The sequence below is a fragment of the Pseudoxanthomonas sp. PXM04 genome (genome assembly GCF_014851695.1).
Taxonomy (GTDB): domain Bacteria; phylum Pseudomonadota; class Gammaproteobacteria; order Xanthomonadales; family Xanthomonadaceae; genus Pseudoxanthomonas_A; species Pseudoxanthomonas_A beigongshangi.
In genome coordinates this window covers 340,617-358,091 of the sequence record NZ_JACVAG010000001.1, presented here as the reverse complement: position 1 = coordinate 358,091, position 17,475 = coordinate 340,617, and the positions used below count along the sequence as shown (strand labels likewise).

Sequence of the window (17,475 nt, the reverse complement as noted above, 5' to 3'; positions counted from 1 at the left end):
CCCATCGGCGGGCCGGCCACCTCAATTGAGAGGAATTCTCATTTGTGGTCTAATTCTCCCTTCCTTCGACCCGTCCCGCCCGCTTGAGCCCAGCGCCCGCACAATCCGTCACCAGCCAGCAGCTGCGCCGGGGTTACTGGCTGCGCACGCTGCACCAATGGCATTGGATCAGTTCGGCGATCTGCCTCATCGGCATGCTGCTGTTCGCGGCCACCGGCATTACCCTCAATCACGCCTCGAAAATCGAGGCCAAGCCCGAGGTGGTCAACCGGCAGGCGCAGTTGCCGCCCGCGCTGCTGGCCAAGCTGGGAAGCCGCCAGGAAGGCAATGCGCCGCTGCCCGCTCCGGTCGCCACCTGGCTGGGCGACGAGTTCTCCGTCGGTATCGGCCGCCGCCAGGCCGAGTGGTCGGACGTGGAAATCTATCTTTCGATGCCGCGCCCCGGCGCGGACGCCTGGCTGAGCATCGATCGCGAGACCGGCGCGGTGGAGTACGAAAGCACCGACCGCGGCTGGGTGTCCTACTTCAACGACCTGCACAAGGGCCGCAACGCCGGCGCGGCGTGGGGATGGTTCCTGGACATCTTCGCGATCGCCTGCCTGGTGTTCTGCATCACCGGCCTGTTCCTGCTGCAACTGCACGCGCGCCAGCGCCGCCTGACCTGGCCGATGGTCGGCCTGGGCCTGGTGGTGCCGCTGCTGCTGGCCCTGATCTTCATCCACTGATCCTTCGACGAGCCCGCCCATGACCAAGACCACCGTGTCCCTGACCCTGACGTTCGCATTGAGCGGGTTGCTGACCGTTCCGGCGTATGCCGGCGAACTGAACATCAACGTCGAAGTGCCCCAGCTCAACGTCGCCGAGTACCACCGGCCCTACGTCGCGATCTGGCTGGAGGGCGCCGACCAGAAAGTCGCCGCCAACCTGTCGGTCTGGTACCAGCAGCGCGATACCGCCGAAGGCCACGGCACCAAGTGGCTGCCGGACATGCGGCAGTGGTGGCGCAAGTCCGGCCGCACCCTGAAGGTGCCGGTGGACGGCGTCACCGGCCCGACCCGCCCGGTCGGCAAGCACGCGCTGAAGTTCACCGACAAGCAGCCGCAACTCGCGCAGCTGGCACCGGGCCAGTACACGCTGGTGGTGGAAGCCGCGCGCGAAGTCGGCGGCCGCGAACTGCTGAAGATTCCCTTCATCTGGCCGGCCAAGGGCGCCGCGCAGAGCGGCAAGGCCCAGGGCAGCAGCGAACTGGGCGCCGTCACCCTGACCGTCAAGCCGTAATCAATCCTGAGCGGATGCCGATGCATCCGCCCCTTCCCATACCCGACGAAAAGCTGGAGAAACCGATGAAGCGTTCCCTGACCCTCGCCATCGCGCTGGCGTCCGCACTGCCGCTGAGCGCGTTCGCGCACAAGGCCTGGCTGCAGCCGTCGCAGACGGTGATCGCCGGCCAGAATCCGTGGATCACCGTGGACGCCGCGGTGTCCAACGACCTGTTCTACTTCAACCACGTGCCGCTGCGCACCGAGGGCCTGGCGATCACCGCGCCGGACGGCAGCAAGGTCGATGCGCAGAACCTGGCCACCGGCAAGTACCGCACCGTGTTCGACGTCGAGCTCAAGCAGCAGGGCACCTACCGCATCGCGGTGGTCAACAGCGGCCTGTTCGGCACCTGGGAAGAAAACGGCAAGCCCAAGCGCTGGCGCGGCACTCCCGCCACGTTCGCCACCGAAGTGCCGAAGGACGCCAAGAACCTGCAGGTTTCGCAGTCGGTCGGCCGCATAGAGACCTTCGTGACCAACGGCTCGCCCAACGACACCGCGCTCAAGACCAGCGGCGAGGGCCTGGAACTGGTGCCGGTCACCCATCCGAACGATCTGTTCGCCGGCGAGCCGGCCAAGTTCCGCATGCTCAAGGACGGCAAGCCGGCCTCGGGCCTGGAGTTCGAGATCACCCGCGGCGGCACCCGCTATCGCAACGCGCAGGACGAGATCAAGGTCACCACCGATGCCAACGGCGAGTTCAGCGTGACCTGGCCGGAAGCCGGCATGTACTGGCTGGAAACCACCGCGCAGGACGACAAGACCTCGTTGCCGCAGGCCAAGCAGCGCCGCCTCAGCTACGTGGCCACGCTCGAAGTCCTGCCGCAGTAATCACCAAGACCGGCGCGTCCCCCGGGACGCGCCGCGGGTCATGAGTTCCCCTTTTCCCTCCGTGTCTCCCCCGTCCTTCCCCGCTCCGGACATGGCGCTGCACGCGCTGCATGGCGAAACCATGGGCACGAACTGGTCGGTCCGGCTGGTCGCGTCGCCACGCGAGGATCTGCATGCGCTGCACGCGCTGATCCAGGCCGAACTGGATCGCGTGGTGGCGCAGATGAGTACCTGGGAAACGGAATCGGACATCAGCCGTTTCAACCGTGCCCAGGCCGGGCATTGGCAGGTGCTTCCGGACGCGTTCTTCACCGTGCTGCGATGCGCGCTGGATATCGCCGAGGCCAGTGAAGGCGCCTTCGATCCCACGGTCGGGCCGCTAGTGGGACTGTGGGGGTTCGGCGCCCATGCGCAATCCCGCACGGTTCCCGACGACGACCGCCGCGATTCGACCCGGCAACAGGTCGGCTGGCCGCGATTGGTGCTGGACACCGACCACCGGCGCCTGCTGCAGCCCGGTGGCGTGCAACTGGATCTGTCGGCCATCGCCAAGGGCCATGCGGTCGATGCGGTGGCCGAAACCCTGCGCGCGCGCGGTTTCGTCGCCGCTCTGGTCGAAGTCGGCGGCGAACTCTTCGGTTATGGCCGCAAGCCGGATGGCGAGCACTGGCGGGTGCTGATCGAATCCTCGCCGGACGAGGAGGAAGCCGCCGGCCTGGAGCCACGCATCGCGATCATCGACGAACGGGCGGTCGCCACCTCGGGCGATCGCTGGCACTGGTTCGAGCAGGCCGGCGAACGCTACACGCATACCCTCGACCCGCGCACCGGCAAGCCGGTGTCCAGCGCGCGCGCGGCGGTCACCGTGCTGGCGCCCACCGCGATGGAAGCCGATGGCTGGGCCACCGCATTGACCGTGCTCGGCGCCGACGCCGGACTGGCGCTGGCCGAAGGGCGCGGGATCGCGGCGCGCTTCATCGTCCGCGAGGGCGACACGCTGGCGGAACGGGCCAGCAGCCGGTTCGCCTCGCATCTCGCCGCATGAGCGCGCAGTCCTCTCCCTCGCCGGTTTCCTTCGCCTGGCTGGGCAATGCCGCGGTCCTGCTTGCCCTGCTCGCCATCGTGGCGGCGATGGCGCTGCTGCAGGGCGAAACCTGGTGGCCGGCGTCGCCGCGCAGCGGCCGCTGGTTCGGCGCGGGCGCGGCGCTGCTGGCCTACGTCGGCGCATGGGCATGGCTGGCCGCGCGGCACCGTCGCCAGGATCGCGGCGCCGCCGTCGATACCTCGCAGGATGCGTTGCGGGTGGTGTACGCCAGCCAGACCGGTTTCGCGCACGTGCTGGCCACGCGCACGACCGACAGCCTGATCACCGCCGGCGTCGCCGCGCGCGCGCAGGCAATCGATACGCTGCAGGCCGGCGATCTCGCGCAGGGGCGGATCCTGTTCGTGGTCAGTACCACCGGCGAAGGCGATCCGCCCGATCACGCGCTGGGCTTCGTCCGCCGGATCATGTCGCAGGCGCTTTCCCTGCACGGCCTGCGCTATGCCGTGCTGGCGCTGGGCGATCGCGAATACGCGCAGTTCTGCGCCTTCGGTCATCAACTCGATGACTGGTTGCGCCAGCACGGCGCGCAACCGCTGTTTGACCGCGTGGACGTCGACAATGCCGACGAAAGCGCCCTGCGTCATTGGCAGCATCACCTGGGCCAATTGGGCGGTGTGGCCGAACTGCCGGATTGGGATCGGCCGCGCTACGAGGACTGGATTCTCGCCGATCGGCGCGTGCTGAATCCCGGCAGCCAGGGCGAAGCGGCGTTCCACATTGCCCTGCGCCCGGCCACCGGCGCGTTGCCGGCATGGCAGGCCGGCGACATCGCCGAAATCGGTCCGCGCAATCCGCTGCCGGCCGTGGGTGCCTTCGTCCAGGCGGTGGGCTGGGACCCGCAACGCCCGGTCGAATGGCAGGGGACGCGCCAACCGCTTGCCGACGTCCTGGCCCAGGTCCATCTGCCGGATCCGGAAACGCTGCGCGGCCGTGCGCCCGAAACCGCGATTGCGGAACTCACCGCGCTGCCGCATCGCGAATACTCCATCGCCTCGATTCCCGCCGATGGCAGCCTGCAATTGCTGGTCCGGCGCATGCGGCGTCCGGATGGACGACCCGGGCTGGGCAGCGGCTGGCTGTGCGATCACGCGGTCCTCGGCGGAACGATTGCCCTGCGCATCCGCGAGAACGCCAATTTCCATCTGCCGGGCAACGATCACCCAATGATCCTGATTGGCAACGGTACCGGCATCGCCGGCCTGCGCGCGCACCTGAAGGCTCGGGTGGCGGCAAAGGCGCAACGCAACTGGCTGGTGTTCGGCGAACGCCAGGCGGCGCACGATTTCTTCCATCGCGACGAGATCCTGGACTGGCAGGCGCGAGGCGCGCTGGAACGCCTGGATTTGGCGTTCTCGCGGGATCAGCCCGAGCGACGCTACGTCCAGCACGCCCTGCGCGAGGCCGCCGACGATCTGCGGCACTGGGTGGACGATGGAGCGGTCATCTATGTCTGCGGCAGCCTGGAGGGCATGGCCCCGGGCGTGGACGCCGCCCTGAACGATGCGCTCGGCGCGGAGCGGTTGGAGGAACTCCGCCTAACCGGCCGCTATCGCCGCGACGTCTACTGATCCGTCAAGGCGCTCCGCTTCACCGGCGACACGCGCGCGGCCAGCAGCTCTCCCCCGCCCTGCAGGGCGAAACGGCGGCGTTCCGGACCTGCGGGCAGTAGCGCGGTGTCTCCGGCAAACAGCGGCGGCAAGCCACTCGCCGCCTCGAATTCCGCCTGCCCGGCCAACAGGTGGATGGCCCAGGTGGTCTCGGCGTCTACGAAGAACAGCATCGAGCCGACCAGCGGACGGTGCAGCAGTTCGGCATCCACGACATCCCGCTTCCACATCAGGTTGAAATCGTGGGTGGATCCGTCCCGCAGGTAGCCGGTCACCTCGCGTTCCCCGGCGAAGCGAATCCGGCCGTGCGGCGGTTCCAGTTCGACCTGTTCGCCTTCCGCGAACGCCAGCCGCAGCCCATTTCCCTGCAGAAGGATCAGCTCGCGATCGATGCCGGGAAACGACGAGAACGCGGCATCCTGTTCGATTTCCGCAATCGACAGCCGCCACGTCCAATCGTCGCTGTCGGGCATGCGCAGGATTTCCCGCGTCCAGCCCTGGCCGTTCTTCCAGCGGGTCCTGCGGTACTCATTGGCGGGAATGACGCGCGCTTCGGACACGATGGTTGCTTCGCTGTAGGCCGGAACCGGATTCTAACGCCCCAAAAAGCATCGCCCGGACATGCTCCCTGCATGTCCGGGCGATGGATACATCCCTGTCGGCTCCTGCCGATCACAGGCGTCCTGCCTGCTCCTGTTCCCGTGCGTCCTGCACGCCGATACGAAATGGGTACATCCCTGTCGGCATCCGTGCCTGTCCCCTGGCATCCTGCCCCGTCAGCCGGGTCGATCTGCATCCTGCAGAAACCACGGCATGGGTTTTTCGTGCTGCCGTCAGCGCCGGGTGACCGGTGCCGGGCGTGCAGCCGTCGCCGGCTTGTTGGCCGGCTCGGCGGAGGAACGCAATTCGATCCGTTCGCGATTCCGTTCCACCGTCTTCAAACCGATGCCCTTGACCATCGCAAGTTCCTCGGGACTCTTGAACGGGCCGTTGGTCTTGCGGTACTCGATGATGGCTTCCGCCTTCGCCTGGCCGATCCCGATCAGGACCGTCTGCAGCGTGGCCGCATCCGCGGTGTTGATGTTCACCTTGTCGGCGGCGTGGGCGCTCAGGGCCAGGACCAGCGACAGGGCAACCGACTTCAACACGGTGCTCAGCGATTTCATGGGCAACTCTCCTTGTGGCAAATGGGTGATTCCTTTCGTACAGAGGTTTTGTCCCCTGTGGCTCCTGCCGGCGTCGAATCGCTTCGTTGGCCGGCGGAAACAGTCTCATCCGCCACTGCTGCAAAACATATCGCCCGCCACCGTCAAAAGCTGCCGGGAAACCCCGCAGCGTCATGTAGGAAAATTCCTACCCCATGGGGAGGCGTAGAATGGGCGTCTGATTCCGTACCGATTGGAGACTCCATGGATACCGCCAAGGTCGACCGCTACGTCGCCGAGAAATGGGACGACGACATCGTTCCGCAGCTGGTCGAATACATCCGCATCCCGAACAAGTCGCCGATGTTCGACAAGGACTGGGTGGCCAACGGATACATGGATGCGGCGGTGCGCCTGATGGAAGACTGGGCGCGCGCCCAGGCCATTCCCGGGATGCAGGTGGAAGTGGTCCGGCTGGAAGGCCGTACCCCGCTGATTTTCATCGAGATTCCCGCCAGCGGCCCGGAAACCGGCGCCGATACCGTGCTGCTGTACGGACACCTGGACAAGCAGCCGGAAATGACCGGCTGGGATGCCGACCTGGGTCCGTGGACACCGGTGCTGAAGGGGGATCGCCTGTATGGCCGCGGCGGCGCCGACGACGGCTACGCCATCTTCGGTTCGCTGGCCGCCCTCCAGGCCCTGCAGGCCCAGGGCGTGCCGCATGCGCGCTGCGTGGTGCTGATCGAAGCCTGTGAGGAATCCGGCAGCTACGACCTGCCGGCCTACGTCGATCATCTGGCCGATCGCATCGGCAAGCCATCGCTGGTGGTGTGCCTGGATTCGGGTTGCGGCAACTACGAGCAGTTGTGGTGCACGACCTCGCTGCGCGGCCTGGCCGGCGGCAACTTCACGGTCAAGGTGCTGGAGGAAGGCGTGCATTCGGGCGACGCGTCCGGCGTGGTGCCGTCCAGCTTCCGCCTGCTGCGCCAGTTGCTGTCGCGGCTGGAGGACGAGAACACCGGCCGGATTCTGCCGGAGGGCCTGCAGGTCGAGATTCCGGGCGATCGCCTGGCCCAGGCGAAGGAAGCCGCGCGGGTGCTGGACACGGCGGTGTTCGACAAATTCCCGTTCCTGCCCGGGATGACCCCGATGGCGGAGGACCTGACCGAACTGGTGCTCAACCGCACCTGGCGCCCGGCGCTGTCGGTGACCGGCGTGGACGGCATGCCGCCGCTGTCGTCGGCCGGCAACGTGCTGCGTCCGCACACCTCGGTCAAGCTGTCGCTGCGCCTGCCGCCGACCCTGGACGGCAAGCGCGCCGGTGAACTGCTCAAGGAACTGCTGCTCAAGGATCCGCCCAACGGCGCCCAGGTCAGCCTGGATCTGGAGAAGGCCAGCACCGGCTGGAATGCCCCGGCGATGTCGCCGTGGCTGGAGAAGGCGATCGACGCATCCAGCCGCGAGTTCTTCGGCGCGCCGGCCATGTACATGGGTGAAGGCGGCACCATCCCGTTCATGGGCATGCTGGGCGAGAAATTCCCGGGTGCGCAGTTCATGATCACCGGCGTGCTGGGCCCGCATTCCAACGCCCATGGTCCCAACGAGTTCCTGCACATCCCGATGGGCAAGAAGGTCACCGCGTGCGTGGCCCGGGTCATCGCCGAGCATCACGCGGCCAGCGTGCGTGGCGAAACCACCGGCGTGGCGGCCGTCGCCGGCGGCGACCAGCACGGCGATCACGGCTGCTGCTGACGCGGGCACACGCGGGTACGGGAAAAGAGCCGGGTCATCCCGGCTCTTTTCGTTTTCGCCCGTATTGACCGCGGCCGGGCGGGACGGATGTGCGCCGGGCATGGCTTGGGTTACCCTGCGGAGACCCCCCACTTTTTCCGACCGGAGTGTTCAGATGGAACAGATCTTTGGTGGCGGCATCCTGTGGACCCTGCTCATCGGCTTCCTGGCCGGCCTGTTGGCCCGGGCCATCAAGCCCGGCGACGACAAGCTCAACCTCATCTGGACGATCGTGCTGGGCGTGGCCGGGGCACTGCTCGCCCGTTTCGTCGGCGGCGCACTGGGATGGTACGGACCGGAGGAACCTGCCGGCTTCATCGCCTCCGTGGTCGGCGCGATCATCCTGCTCTTCATCTACGGCCTGGCGAAGAAGAAAAGGGCCTGAGCCCTGCCGGACGACATTCCCAAGCCCCGCTCCGGCGGGGCTTCTTCTTGGGAAATGACGTGGAAACCGCCGGCTTCACAATTCTTCATTCGGGTTTCAGGCGCTTCATCCGCGGACACCGTGCAATCCGGCTCCCAACCCAAGGAGCCGCGCCATGTCACCGTCCCTGTCCCGCCTGATCCTGTTGTCCTGCCTGGCCTTCGCCACGCCGGCGCCCATCTGGGCCGCTCCGGCCACTCCCCCTTACCGTGCCCCCGCGTCGGCAGGCGACGGCTGGGCGGTGGCCGACGCCGCCCGACAGGGCTGGAAGCTGGAGCGCTTCGGCGCGCTCGAAGCCGCCATCGCCCGCGGCGATTTTCCGGGCGTCACCAGCGTGCTCGTCGCGCAGGACGGGCACCTGCTCTATGAGCGCTACTTCAACGGCGGCGGTCCCGACGTGCTCAACGACACCCGCTCGGCGACCAAGAGCGTGACCGCGCTGCTGGTCGGCGCGGCCATCGATCGCGGCCTGATTCCGGATGCGCGGGCGCGCGTGCATGACTACTTCCGCGACCTGGCGCCCTGGCAGCACGATGGCCCGCGCAAGCAGGCGATCACCGTGGAAGACCTGCTGACGATGAGTTCGGCCTGGGACTGCGACGACGAAAACCCGTTTTCCTCCGGCAACGAGGAACGCATGTACGTCAGCGAGAACTGGACCCGATTCACCCTGGACCTGCCGCTGCGCGGCTACGCGCCGTGGGTGAAGCGGCCTGAGGACAGTCCGCACGGGCGCACGTTCTCCTACTGCACCGCCGGCAGTTTCCTGCTCGGCGCGGTGCTGGAGCGCGCCACCGGAAAGCCGCTGGCCGCTTTCGCCGCGGAAGCCCTCGAGCGTCCGCTGGGCATCAGCCAGGTGCAATGGAACCGTTCCAGCGAGGGCGTGGGCATGGGGGGCGGCGGCACCCGCTACCGCAGCCGCGATCTGGCCAAGCTCGGCCAACTGGTGGCCGCCGGCGGTATCTGGAACGGCAAGCGGGTCATCTCCGCCGACTGGATCCGGCAGGCCCTGACCGTGCATGCGCAGGCCCGCGAGGACGCCGACTACGGCTACCAGTTCTGGCGCTTCCGCTTCACCCGCGACGGGCGGGAACAGCCGGCCTGGACGATGTCGGGCAATGGCGGCAACTACGTGTTCATCGTTCCCGAGAAGAAACTGGTGGCGGTGATCACCCGCACCTCGTTCAACCAGCGCGACGTGCACCCGCAGTCGCAGCGGATGTTCGGCGACTACGTGCTTACGGCGATGCCGTGAGCCGGACCAGCAACGCCGGCGGCACCTTGGCGCGTTCGGCGGCGTTGTGCCGGTGGATGGCATCGATGCCACGGGCGAAGGCAGGTTCGTCCGCCATCGGCTTGAACAGGGGCGATACCTGCAGGTAGTCGGCGTCGCTGTAACCCGCGTCTATCGCGCGTTGCAGCGCACGCAGCGCGGCGGCGCGGTCGCCACCGGCATCGCGCAGCAGCGCCACCTCCAGCCAGTCGGAGGGGTAACCGGCGCCGGCGTCGAGTTCCGCCGCCAGGGTTTCCGCCCGCGCACGCGCCCAGGCGGCATCGACGCGACCGGCGTCGATGCGCGCCAGCGTGGTCGGCAGGCTGGACTGCGGCCGCAGCGCCACCGCTTCCTGGTAGGCGCCGGTGGCGGTGGCGGCATCGCCTTGCAGGCGCGCGAGTTCGGCGGCCAGCAGATGCAGGTCGGCGTGCGCGGTGCCCCGCTTCTGCGCCACATCCAATGCCGCCTGCGCCTCGCTCAGGCGGCCATGCCGGAACAGGTAGCGCGGCCAGGCGAGGTTGGAGAACACATTGTCCGGGTACAGCTCGAAACTTTGCCGGTACCGCGTTTCGGCCGCCTGCGGATAGCCAAGCAGGTCCAGGTTGTTGGCGATCTGCAGTTGCAGGAAACGCACCCGCGCCGGATCTCCGCGCAGCGAGGTGTTGGCGATCAGCGCGTCGGCCAGGCGTCCCTTGCGATCGTAAAGATACGCGGCCGACGCACGGCTGCCATCTGCGGCCGGATCCAGCGCGACGGCGCGCTCGTAACCGGCCAGCGCTTCGTCGATGCGACCGCGGCAGTCATGCGAATAGCCGAGCGCGGCGTAGGCCGCCGCCTGGTCCGGATGCGCATGGATGACCCGTTCGGCCAGTTGCTGCGCGCGCGCGGCCCATTCGGGCGGGAAATTGAACAGGCATACCCGCGCGCCGTAGCTCCGGCTGAGGCCGACCAGCGCGCGGGCATTGTCCGGCTGTTCCTGCAAGGCGCGCTCGTACAGTTCGATGGCGCGCTCGTTGTTGTCGCGCTGGCCGATGCCGGCGTAGTAGTCGGCGCGCTCGATCAGGCTGGCGGTACCCGATGCGCCGGAGGGGACAGAGGACGCCATCGCATTGGTTTTTGTCTTCTCCGCGTCGCCGGACGTCCAGGCGATCGCCAGGCCCACGGCAACCGCCGTCACGATCACTACCGCCACCGCCGCCCGCGACCACCGCCGGGACGCGGCGAACGATGCCTTCGGGACAGGCTCGACGTCATCGTCCAGCGGCTGCGGCCGCGCGCACAGTTGATAACCCTGTCCGCGCACCGAGCGCAGGTAGCGCGGCTGTCGTCCATCGTCGCCCAGTGCCTGCCGCAGCAGCTTCACCCGCTGAGTCACGGTTTCCTCGTTGACGACGGCCGGTGCCCAGACCCGCTCGATCAGCTCGTCGAAACCCACCACCCGATCGCCCTGGAGCACCAGGTAACGCAGCAGCTGGAAACTGAGTCCGGCAACATTGAGCACCTCGCCGGCGCGCTCGACGCGCTGGCGCTCCAGGTCGATCGCCAGATCCTCCAGGCGGAAGCGCGTGGGGTCGCCCACGGGATTACTCGCTGCGCCCGTAGATGTCCGAATAGCGGACGATGTCGTCCTCGCCCAGGTAGTCGCCGGACTGCACTTCGATCAGTTCCAGCGGTTCCTTGCCTGGATTCTCCAGGCGGTGCTTGGCGCCGATCGGAATGTAGGTGGACTGGTTCTCGTACAGCTCGAACACATCATTGTCGCGCGTCACCCGCGCCACGCCCTTGACCACTATCCAGTGCTCGGCACGATGCGCGTGCGATTGCAGGGACAGCTTGGCGCCGGGCTTGACCTTGATCCGCTTGACCTGATGGCGCTGGCCCATGTCCACCGAATCGTAGCTGCCCCACGGGCGATGCACTTCACGATGCAGGACCGCCTGGCTGCGCTGGCCGTCCTTCAGTTGCGCGACCACCTGCTTCACTTCCTGCACGCGGTCCTTGCGCGCGACCAGCACCGCGTCGTCGGTTTCCACCACCACGATGTCATCCACGCCCACCAGCGCGACCAGACGCTGCGCGTAGGCATAGCTGTTGCGTGTGTCGACCGCGATGACATCGCCATGGTGGGCATTTCCGCCGGCATCGCGCTCGGCGACGTCCCACAGCGCGGACCAGCTGCCGACATCGTTCCAGCCAATGTCCACCGGCAGCACCATCGCATGCGCGGTCTTTTCCATGACTGCGTAGTCGATGGAATCGGACGGGCTGGCGGCGAACGCATCCTTGTCCAGGCGTACGAAATCGCCATCCTGCCGGGCCTCGGTGAAGGCGGCGCGCACCGCGGCGACGATGTCGGGACGGAAGCGTTCCAGTTCCTCCAGGTAGCGGCTCGCGCGGAACAGGAACATGCCGCTGTTCCAGTAATAGCCACCGTCATCCAGGTACGACTGCGCGGTCGCGGCGTCGGGTTTCTCGACGAAACGCGACACCTTGCGCAGGCCTTCGCCGGACTCGGCATGGATGTAGCCGAAACCGGTCTCGGGCGCGTCGGGCACGATGCCGAACGTTACCAGCGCACCGTCCCCGGCGGCCGGCATCGCCGCCTCCACCGCACGCCGGAAGCCTTCCGCATCGCGGACGACATGATCGGACGGCAGCACCAGCAGGATCGGATCCGCACCTTCCGCCATCGCCTGCAATGCCGCCGCCGCGATCGCCGGCGCGGTGTTGCGCCCCACCGGCTCCAGCAGGATGTGCGGCGCCGGCGCACCGATCTGGCGCAACTGCTCGGCGACCAGGAACCGGTGCTCCTCGTTCGCCACCACGATCGGGGGGGTTGTCGCCAGCGGCGCGATCCGCAGCCAGGTGTCCTGGACCATCGTCCGTTCGCTGGCCAGCGGCAGGAACTGCTTGGGATAGGCTTCGCGCGACAGCGGCCACAGGCGCGTGCCGGAGCCGCCAGACAGCAGGACAGGTTGGAGTATGGCCATGGAGCTCTCGCACGAAATGAGGACGGCAGTTTACCCTTTAGTCCGCAACCACCCCTGTCTGGACACCGCATGCCCCCCGAGACGCACGACGACGTCCGTGCCACGCAACGCCTCGCCTGGACGAGGGCCGCCATGGACGCGCCCGGACTGGCGCTGGAACGGGCTTCGGTGGACGCCGGATTCCGCACCTACTGGCGCACGCGGGGCGTGGAGCCCAGCCGGATCGTGATGGATTCGCCGCCGGGACTGGAGGATGTCCGTCCCTGGCTGCGGGTCCGCGATCTGCTGGAGGCCGGTGGCGTGCGGGTGCCGCAGGTACTCGCGCGCGATGTGGAGTCGGGGTTCCTGCTGCTGGAGGATCTGGGCGGGCCGACCCTGGTCAAGACCATCGACGCCGACAGCGCCGACGAGTGGTTCGGCCTGGCCATCGGCGAACTGATCAAGCTGCAGGCGATCACGCCGCCAGCCGATGCCGGCGAGTTCGGCGAGGCGCTGCTGCAACGGGACGCCGGCCTGTTCGAGGAATGGTTCCTCGGCCGCCACCTGGGCATCACCCTCGACTGCGATGAAAGCGAGCGGCTGCAATTGGCGCAGCGCCGCCTGATGGACAACGCGCTCGGGCAGGCCCGCGTGCTGACCCATCGCGACTTCATGCCGCGCAACCTGATGCCTACCCGGCCGCTGCCGGCGGTGCTGGATTTCCAGGACTGCATCCGGGGGCCGGTGGCCTACGATCCCGTCAGCCTGTTCAAGGACGCCTTCCTCAGCTGGCCGCTGGAGCGCGTCGATGGCTGGCTGGCCCAGTACCACGCGCGTGCGCTGGAAGCAGGCATTCCGGTGCCGGGTGACTTCGCGGTGTTCCTGCGCGACGCCGACTGGATGGGCATCCAGCGACACCTGAAAATCCTCGGCATCTTCGCCCGCCTGCACTACCGCGACGGCAAGACCGGCTACCTGCACGACGCGCCACGCTTCATTGCCTTCCTGGACGAGGTGCTGCCCCGCCACCCGCAACTGGCGGAACTGGGCGATCTGCTGGGACGGCGCATCAAGCCCGCGATGCGGGCAAGGGACGCCGCATGAAGGCGCTCATCTTCGCCGCGGGACTGGGCGAGCGCATGCGCCCGCTGACCGATCACACGCCCAAGCCTTTGCTCGAAGCCGGCGGCAAGCCGCTGATCGTCTGGCACCTGGAAAAGCTCGCGGCGATGGGCATCCGTGATGTCGTGATCAACATCAGCTGGCTCGCCGAACAGTTTCCGCGCACGCTGGGCGACGGCGGGCGCTGGGGACTGCGGCTGCACTGGTCGCACGAGGGGCCGACGCCGCTGGAAACCGGCGGCGGCATGCTGCACGCGCGGCCGCTGCTGGGCGAAGAGCCCTTCCTGCTGGTCAACGGCGACGTCTGGACCGATTACGACTTCGCCCGCCTGCCCGCCGAACCGGACGGACTGGCACACCTGGTCATGGTGGATACACCCGCGCACAAGACCCGCGGCGACTTCACGCTGGGGGACGACGGCACGATCCGCGACGACGGCGCACGACGCCTGACCTATGCCGGCCTGGGTGTCTACCGCCCCGCCCTGCTCGACGACTGGAACGCGATTGTTGGCGATCAGGTCGGCATGCCGCCGCGCTTCGCGCTCGTGCACCTGTTGCGCGCGCACATGCCCGAGGGCGCCATCCATGGCGAGTACTGGGGCGGGCGCTGGACCGACGTCGGCACGCCGGAGCGGCTGGCGCAACTGGATGCGTCCCTGCGCGCCTGAACGGCGTCGAAGGATTGTCCACAATCGGTGTGGATGAAAAACCGGCAAAGATGTGGATAAGTGACGGACCGCCCCACGGGGCGGGCGTGTCAAGCCGGTTGGCTATTTTTTCACCAGTGGAGGGAACGGCGGCGCACCGTCACGCCGACCACCGCGCGCGATGCTCAGCGCGGCTCCAGCACGCTGCGCAGGAACGGCACGGTGATCCGGCGCTGGGCCGCCAGCGACGCCCGATCCAACTGCTCGAACACCGTCACCAGGCGGCCCAGATCGCGATCGGTGCGGGTCAGCAGCCAATCGATGGCCGCATCCTCCAGCACCAGGCCGCGTCGCTGCGCGCGTTCCCGCAACACCTCGCGGCGCCCGTCGTCATCCAGCGGCACCAGCATCACCCGCGTGCACTGCGACAACCGCGAGCGCAGGTCCGGCAATACCAGTCCGATCTCGGCGGGCACGTCGCGCGCGGTGTACAGCACACGGATGCCGGCGGGGCGCGCGCGGTTGTGGAAATCGAACAGCGCGACCTCGTCCTCGCGGTTGCCCGCGATCAGGTCCAGTCCGTCCAGCGCCACCACGTCATGGCCTTCCAGCGACTCCAGCGCCTCGCGCAGCCGGCCCGCGGCGGCGGCCATCGGCAGGAACGCGGCACGCGCGCCGTTCTGTTCGGCATGCGCGCACAGCGCGAGCGAGAGATGGGTCTTGCCGGTCCGCGGCGCGCCGCCCAGGTACAGCCAGTCGGTCGAGCTACCCTCGGCCAGCGCGCGCAGCTGCGCCAGCGCACCTTCCGGCGCGCCGACGAAACTCTCGAAACGCTGATCCGGCGGATAGCGCAATGCCAGCGGCAGCTGTGGCGTCAGCCCGCCGGGAGACGAGGAACGGCTCACTTCACTTGTCTTCCGTCTTCGGCTTGTCGCCGGCGTCCTCGTCCAGCACGTTCTTGTCGACGTAGGAGTCGAGCAGGATGGTCGGGTGGTCGCCCGCGTAAAGCTTGCTCTGCGTGTAGCGCTCATGCGCATAGCGCAGCAGCACGTTGGCGACCGCCGCCACCGGCAGCGCCAGCAGCATGCCGAGGAAACCGAACAGCTGGCCGCCGGCCATGATCGCGAAGATCACCGCCACCGGGTGCAGGCCGATGCGATCACCGACGATGCGCGGGGTCAGCACGTAGCCTTCCAGCATCTGGCCGATCACGAACACCACCAGCACCAGCGCCACCAGGCTCCAGTCGCCGCCGGTCTGGACCAGTGCGGCGATCACGCCCAGCACGATGCCGGTGGCGGTGCCCAGGTACGGGACGAAACTGATCAGGCCGGCGATGATGCCGATCAGCAGGCCCAGCTTCAGTCCCACCACCGACAGGCCCACCGCGTAGATCGCGCCCAGCGCCAGCATCACCAGGAACTGTCCGCGCAGGAACGCGCCCAGCACATCGTTGGATTCCAGCGCCAGCCGATCCACGGTGGCGACATGATCGCGCGGTATCAGCGCGGCCACGCGTTCGACCAGCTTGTCCCAGTCGCGCAGGAAGTAGAAGGTGAGGATCGGCAGCAGCACGATGTTGGCCACCCAGGCCATCATCGCGAAGCCCGAGCGCGACAGGTAGCCGAAGAACGTCGCCGCCACGCCGCCGGCCTGCTGCCAGTGGCCGCGCAGCCATTCCATGATCCGGTCCGGATCCAGCCAGGCCACCAGTTCCAGTCCGGTGTGCTGTTCGATCCACGGCAGCGCGCGCTGCACGAACCAGTCCCGATACTCCGGCAGCGATTCCACCAGCGTCACGATCTGCCGTTCCAGCATCGGCACCAGGATCAACAGCGCCAGCACCAGCAACAGCAACATCAGGGTGAACACCAGCACCACCGAGGTCGTGCGCGAGCGGCCGGTGCGTTCCAGCCGGTCCACCCAGGGATCGCCCAGCCACCCCAGCAGCGCCGCGCACACGAACGGCGTCAGCACCGGTGCCAGCAGGTAGATCACCCAGCCGACGATGGCGGCGATCAGCAGCCATTGCCAGCGCCTCGCCAGCGTGCCGACCGGAGTGGAAGAAAGATCCATGCGAATGAACGTCCTGTGGGTGCGGGTGGAGTTACTTCAGGCGGAACACCGGCGGTTCGCCTTCGCCGCCGACCAGCGGGCTGTCGTCGCCCAGCATGCGGCGGAAACCGGACAGGCCGGAAATCAGTTCCAGATCCAGTTCCAGGGTGTCGCCGCTGGCGCGCACCGGGGTGATCCGGCGCACCACCGCCATCTTCTGCAGTTGCCCCATCAGGCGCAGGTAATCGTCGGTGCTGCGGATGCCGGCGAACACCACCCGGTAGGTACCGGCCGGACCGGCGGTGCCCCGCTTGGCGTAGCGCTTGACCAACGCATCGGCGGTGCCGTCCGCGCCGCCGGCCATGGCCCGGCGCGCGTCGGTGTCACTGGTCGACCAGGTGGACAGGACCTTGCCGCCGTCGACGAACACCCAGTCGGCGGTCCAGCCGCCCTTGGCGCGGTAGAGCTTGCCGATCAACTGCATCGGCGGGCTGTAGCGGGACGAGGCGCGGGCCACGGCGGCGGTGTCCTGGCGCCAGATCGCGCCCACCAGCGCCTGTTCGGCGGCGTTGCCGGTGGGCAGGCCCAGGCTGTAGCCGCGATCCTGCGCGCGGCTGAGCAGCGGGCGCACCGCGTTGGCCTGCTGCAGGCCCACCAGGCGCGGGCCGCTGCCGTCGTTGATGGCCAGCCACACCACCGGCTTGGGCCGCGGCTGCGGCCATACCGGCAGGCCGAGCACGGCCGCCATGCCGTCCACGCTTTCGGGATCGAAGCGGACGATCAAAGTGGTTCGGAAGGTCGGCGCACCGCTGGGTGAGGTGCCCTGGTCCTGCCGGTAGTCGTAGCTGTCGACCAGGTTGCGGGCATTGCGCAGTTCCTGGCCCACGCCGGGCCGGCCGGTCACCGCGCGGTCGCCGGACATCTTGGCCAGCACCTGGCCCAGCGCGCGCGCGAACGCGCCATTGCGTTCGGCCTCGCCCTGCCCGTTCACCGGCACCTCGGCCTCGTAGGTGCCGCGCGCGGCGGCGACGTCCCCCTCGGTCCGCAGCCCGCTCTGGGCCTGGGCCGGGATGGCCGTCCACGAGGCGGCCACCAGCGTGGCCGCGGCGAATACGAAAGCTCTCATCCAGCGCATCGAGCGTCCCTGTGCTCCGCAAATCGAGGGAATTGTTGCCCGAATG

The 17,475-nt window shown here is 68.1% G+C and carries 17 protein-coding genes; 10 read left to right on the top strand and 7 right to left on the bottom strand.

Annotation, left to right across the window (positions count from 1 at the left end; genetic code table 11):
* The first annotated feature begins 83 nt into the window (after window positions 1-83).
* From IB228_RS01715 to IB228_RS01695, 5 genes are all read left to right on the top strand, one after another.
* Window positions 84-725 carry a PepSY-associated TM helix domain-containing protein gene (locus IB228_RS01715; RefSeq protein ID WP_192197388.1) on the top strand — a complete coding sequence of 214 codons (642 nt, stop codon included), beginning with the start codon at window positions 84-86 and terminating at the stop codon, window positions 723-725.
* A gap of 34 nt (window positions 726-759) precedes the next feature.
* Complete coding sequence (locus tag IB228_RS01710; RefSeq protein WP_192197835.1) at window positions 760-1,278, top strand: DUF2271 domain-containing protein; 519 nt, start codon at window positions 760-762, stop codon at window positions 1,276-1,278.
* 65 nt (window positions 1,279-1,343) lie between these two features.
* The gene (locus tag IB228_RS01705; RefSeq protein ID WP_183643690.1) at window positions 1,344-2,150 is read left to right on the top strand and encodes a DUF4198 domain-containing protein; all 807 of its coding nucleotides are present in this window, start codon (window positions 1,344-1,346) and stop codon (window positions 2,148-2,150) included.
* A 91-nt stretch (window positions 2,151-2,241) separates the two neighbouring features.
* Window positions 2,242-3,195, top strand: a complete 954-nt coding sequence (locus tag IB228_RS01700; protein WP_225562186.1) for an FAD:protein FMN transferase — start codon at window positions 2,242-2,244, stop codon at window positions 3,193-3,195.
* Entirely contained in the window at window positions 3,192-4,823 is a 1,632-nt protein-coding gene (locus IB228_RS01695) for a sulfite reductase flavoprotein subunit alpha (RefSeq protein ID WP_192197387.1), read from the top strand. The genes IB228_RS01700 and IB228_RS01695 overlap by 4 nt, the downstream gene beginning before the upstream one ends.
* Here IB228_RS01695 and IB228_RS01690 read toward each other — a convergent pair.
* Together IB228_RS01690 and IB228_RS01685 are read right to left on the bottom strand one after the other, a co-directional pair.
* Window positions 4,817-5,422, bottom strand: coding sequence for a HutD family protein (locus IB228_RS01690; RefSeq protein WP_343227045.1), 606 nt, complete (start codon window positions 5,420-5,422; stop codon window positions 4,817-4,819). The two genes, IB228_RS01695 and IB228_RS01690, sit on opposite strands and share 7 nt — an antisense overlap.
* Window positions 5,423-5,695: 273 nt before the next feature.
* Window positions 5,696-6,028 (bottom strand): ComEA family DNA-binding protein, encoded by a 333-nt coding sequence (locus IB228_RS01685; protein WP_141453741.1) that lies wholly within the window; start codon window positions 6,026-6,028, stop codon window positions 5,696-5,698.
* Between the two features lie 243 nt (window positions 6,029-6,271).
* Here IB228_RS01685 and IB228_RS01680 point away from each other — a divergent pair, with 243 nt between their 5' ends.
* The 3 genes from IB228_RS01680 to IB228_RS01670 all read left to right on the top strand — a co-directional run bounded on the left by IB228_RS01680 (window position 6,272) and on the right by IB228_RS01670 (window position 9,480).
* The gene (locus IB228_RS01680) at window positions 6,272-7,762 is read left to right on the top strand and encodes a M20 family metallopeptidase (RefSeq protein WP_141453742.1); all 1,491 of its coding nucleotides are present in this window, start codon (window positions 6,272-6,274) and stop codon (window positions 7,760-7,762) included.
* A 154-nt stretch (window positions 7,763-7,916) separates the two neighbouring features.
* A complete protein-coding gene (locus tag IB228_RS01675) occupies window positions 7,917-8,186 on the top strand; it encodes a GlsB/YeaQ/YmgE family stress response membrane protein (protein WP_141453743.1) in 270 nt (89 codons plus the stop codon).
* Between the two features lie 154 nt (window positions 8,187-8,340).
* On the top strand, window positions 8,341-9,480 hold the full coding sequence (locus IB228_RS01670) for a serine hydrolase (RefSeq protein WP_192197386.1): 1,140 nt from the start codon (window positions 8,341-8,343) through the stop codon (window positions 9,478-9,480).
* On the opposite strand, the gene IB228_RS01665 is transcribed toward IB228_RS01670, so the two are convergent.
* Window positions 9,464-11,077, bottom strand: coding sequence for a winged helix-turn-helix transcriptional regulator (locus tag IB228_RS01665; RefSeq protein ID WP_192197385.1), 1,614 nt, complete (start codon window positions 11,075-11,077; stop codon window positions 9,464-9,466). The two genes, IB228_RS01670 and IB228_RS01665, sit on opposite strands and share 17 nt — an antisense overlap.
* Before the next feature lie 4 nt (window positions 11,078-11,081).
* Window positions 11,082-12,488, bottom strand: a complete 1,407-nt coding sequence (locus IB228_RS01660) for a mannose-1-phosphate guanylyltransferase/mannose-6-phosphate isomerase (RefSeq protein ID WP_183643702.1) — start codon at window positions 12,486-12,488, stop codon at window positions 11,082-11,084.
* A 69-nt stretch (window positions 12,489-12,557) separates the two neighbouring features.
* Between IB228_RS01660 and IB228_RS01655 the strand changes: the two genes are divergently transcribed.
* Together IB228_RS01655 and murU are read left to right on the top strand one after the other, a co-directional pair.
* On the top strand, window positions 12,558-13,571 hold the full coding sequence (locus IB228_RS01655) for a phosphotransferase (RefSeq protein ID WP_192197384.1): 1,014 nt from the start codon (window positions 12,558-12,560) through the stop codon (window positions 13,569-13,571).
* Complete coding sequence (gene murU / locus IB228_RS01650; protein ID WP_192197383.1) at window positions 13,568-14,260, top strand: N-acetylmuramate alpha-1-phosphate uridylyltransferase MurU; 693 nt, start codon at window positions 13,568-13,570, stop codon at window positions 14,258-14,260. Before IB228_RS01655 ends, murU begins: the two co-directional genes overlap by 4 nt.
* Window positions 14,261-14,424: 164 nt before the next feature.
* Here murU and hda read toward each other — a convergent pair whose 3' ends face one another.
* From hda to IB228_RS01635, 3 genes are read right to left on the bottom strand one after another with little or no spacing between them, the layout of a single operon-like run.
* Window positions 14,425-15,144: a DnaA regulatory inactivator Hda gene (gene hda / locus IB228_RS01645; RefSeq protein ID WP_192197873.1), complete on the bottom strand. Its 720-nt coding sequence runs from the start codon at window positions 15,142-15,144 to the stop codon at window positions 14,425-14,427.
* Window position 15,145: 1 nt separating this feature from the next.
* Window positions 15,146-16,315: an AI-2E family transporter gene (locus tag IB228_RS01640; protein WP_183643709.1), complete on the bottom strand. Its 1,170-nt coding sequence runs from the start codon at window positions 16,313-16,315 to the stop codon at window positions 15,146-15,148.
* A gap of 31 nt (window positions 16,316-16,346) precedes the next feature.
* Window positions 16,347-17,420, bottom strand: coding sequence for a DUF2066 domain-containing protein (locus tag IB228_RS01635; protein ID WP_343227044.1), 1,074 nt, complete (start codon window positions 17,418-17,420; stop codon window positions 16,347-16,349).
* Window positions 17,421-17,475: the final 55 nt, after the last annotated feature.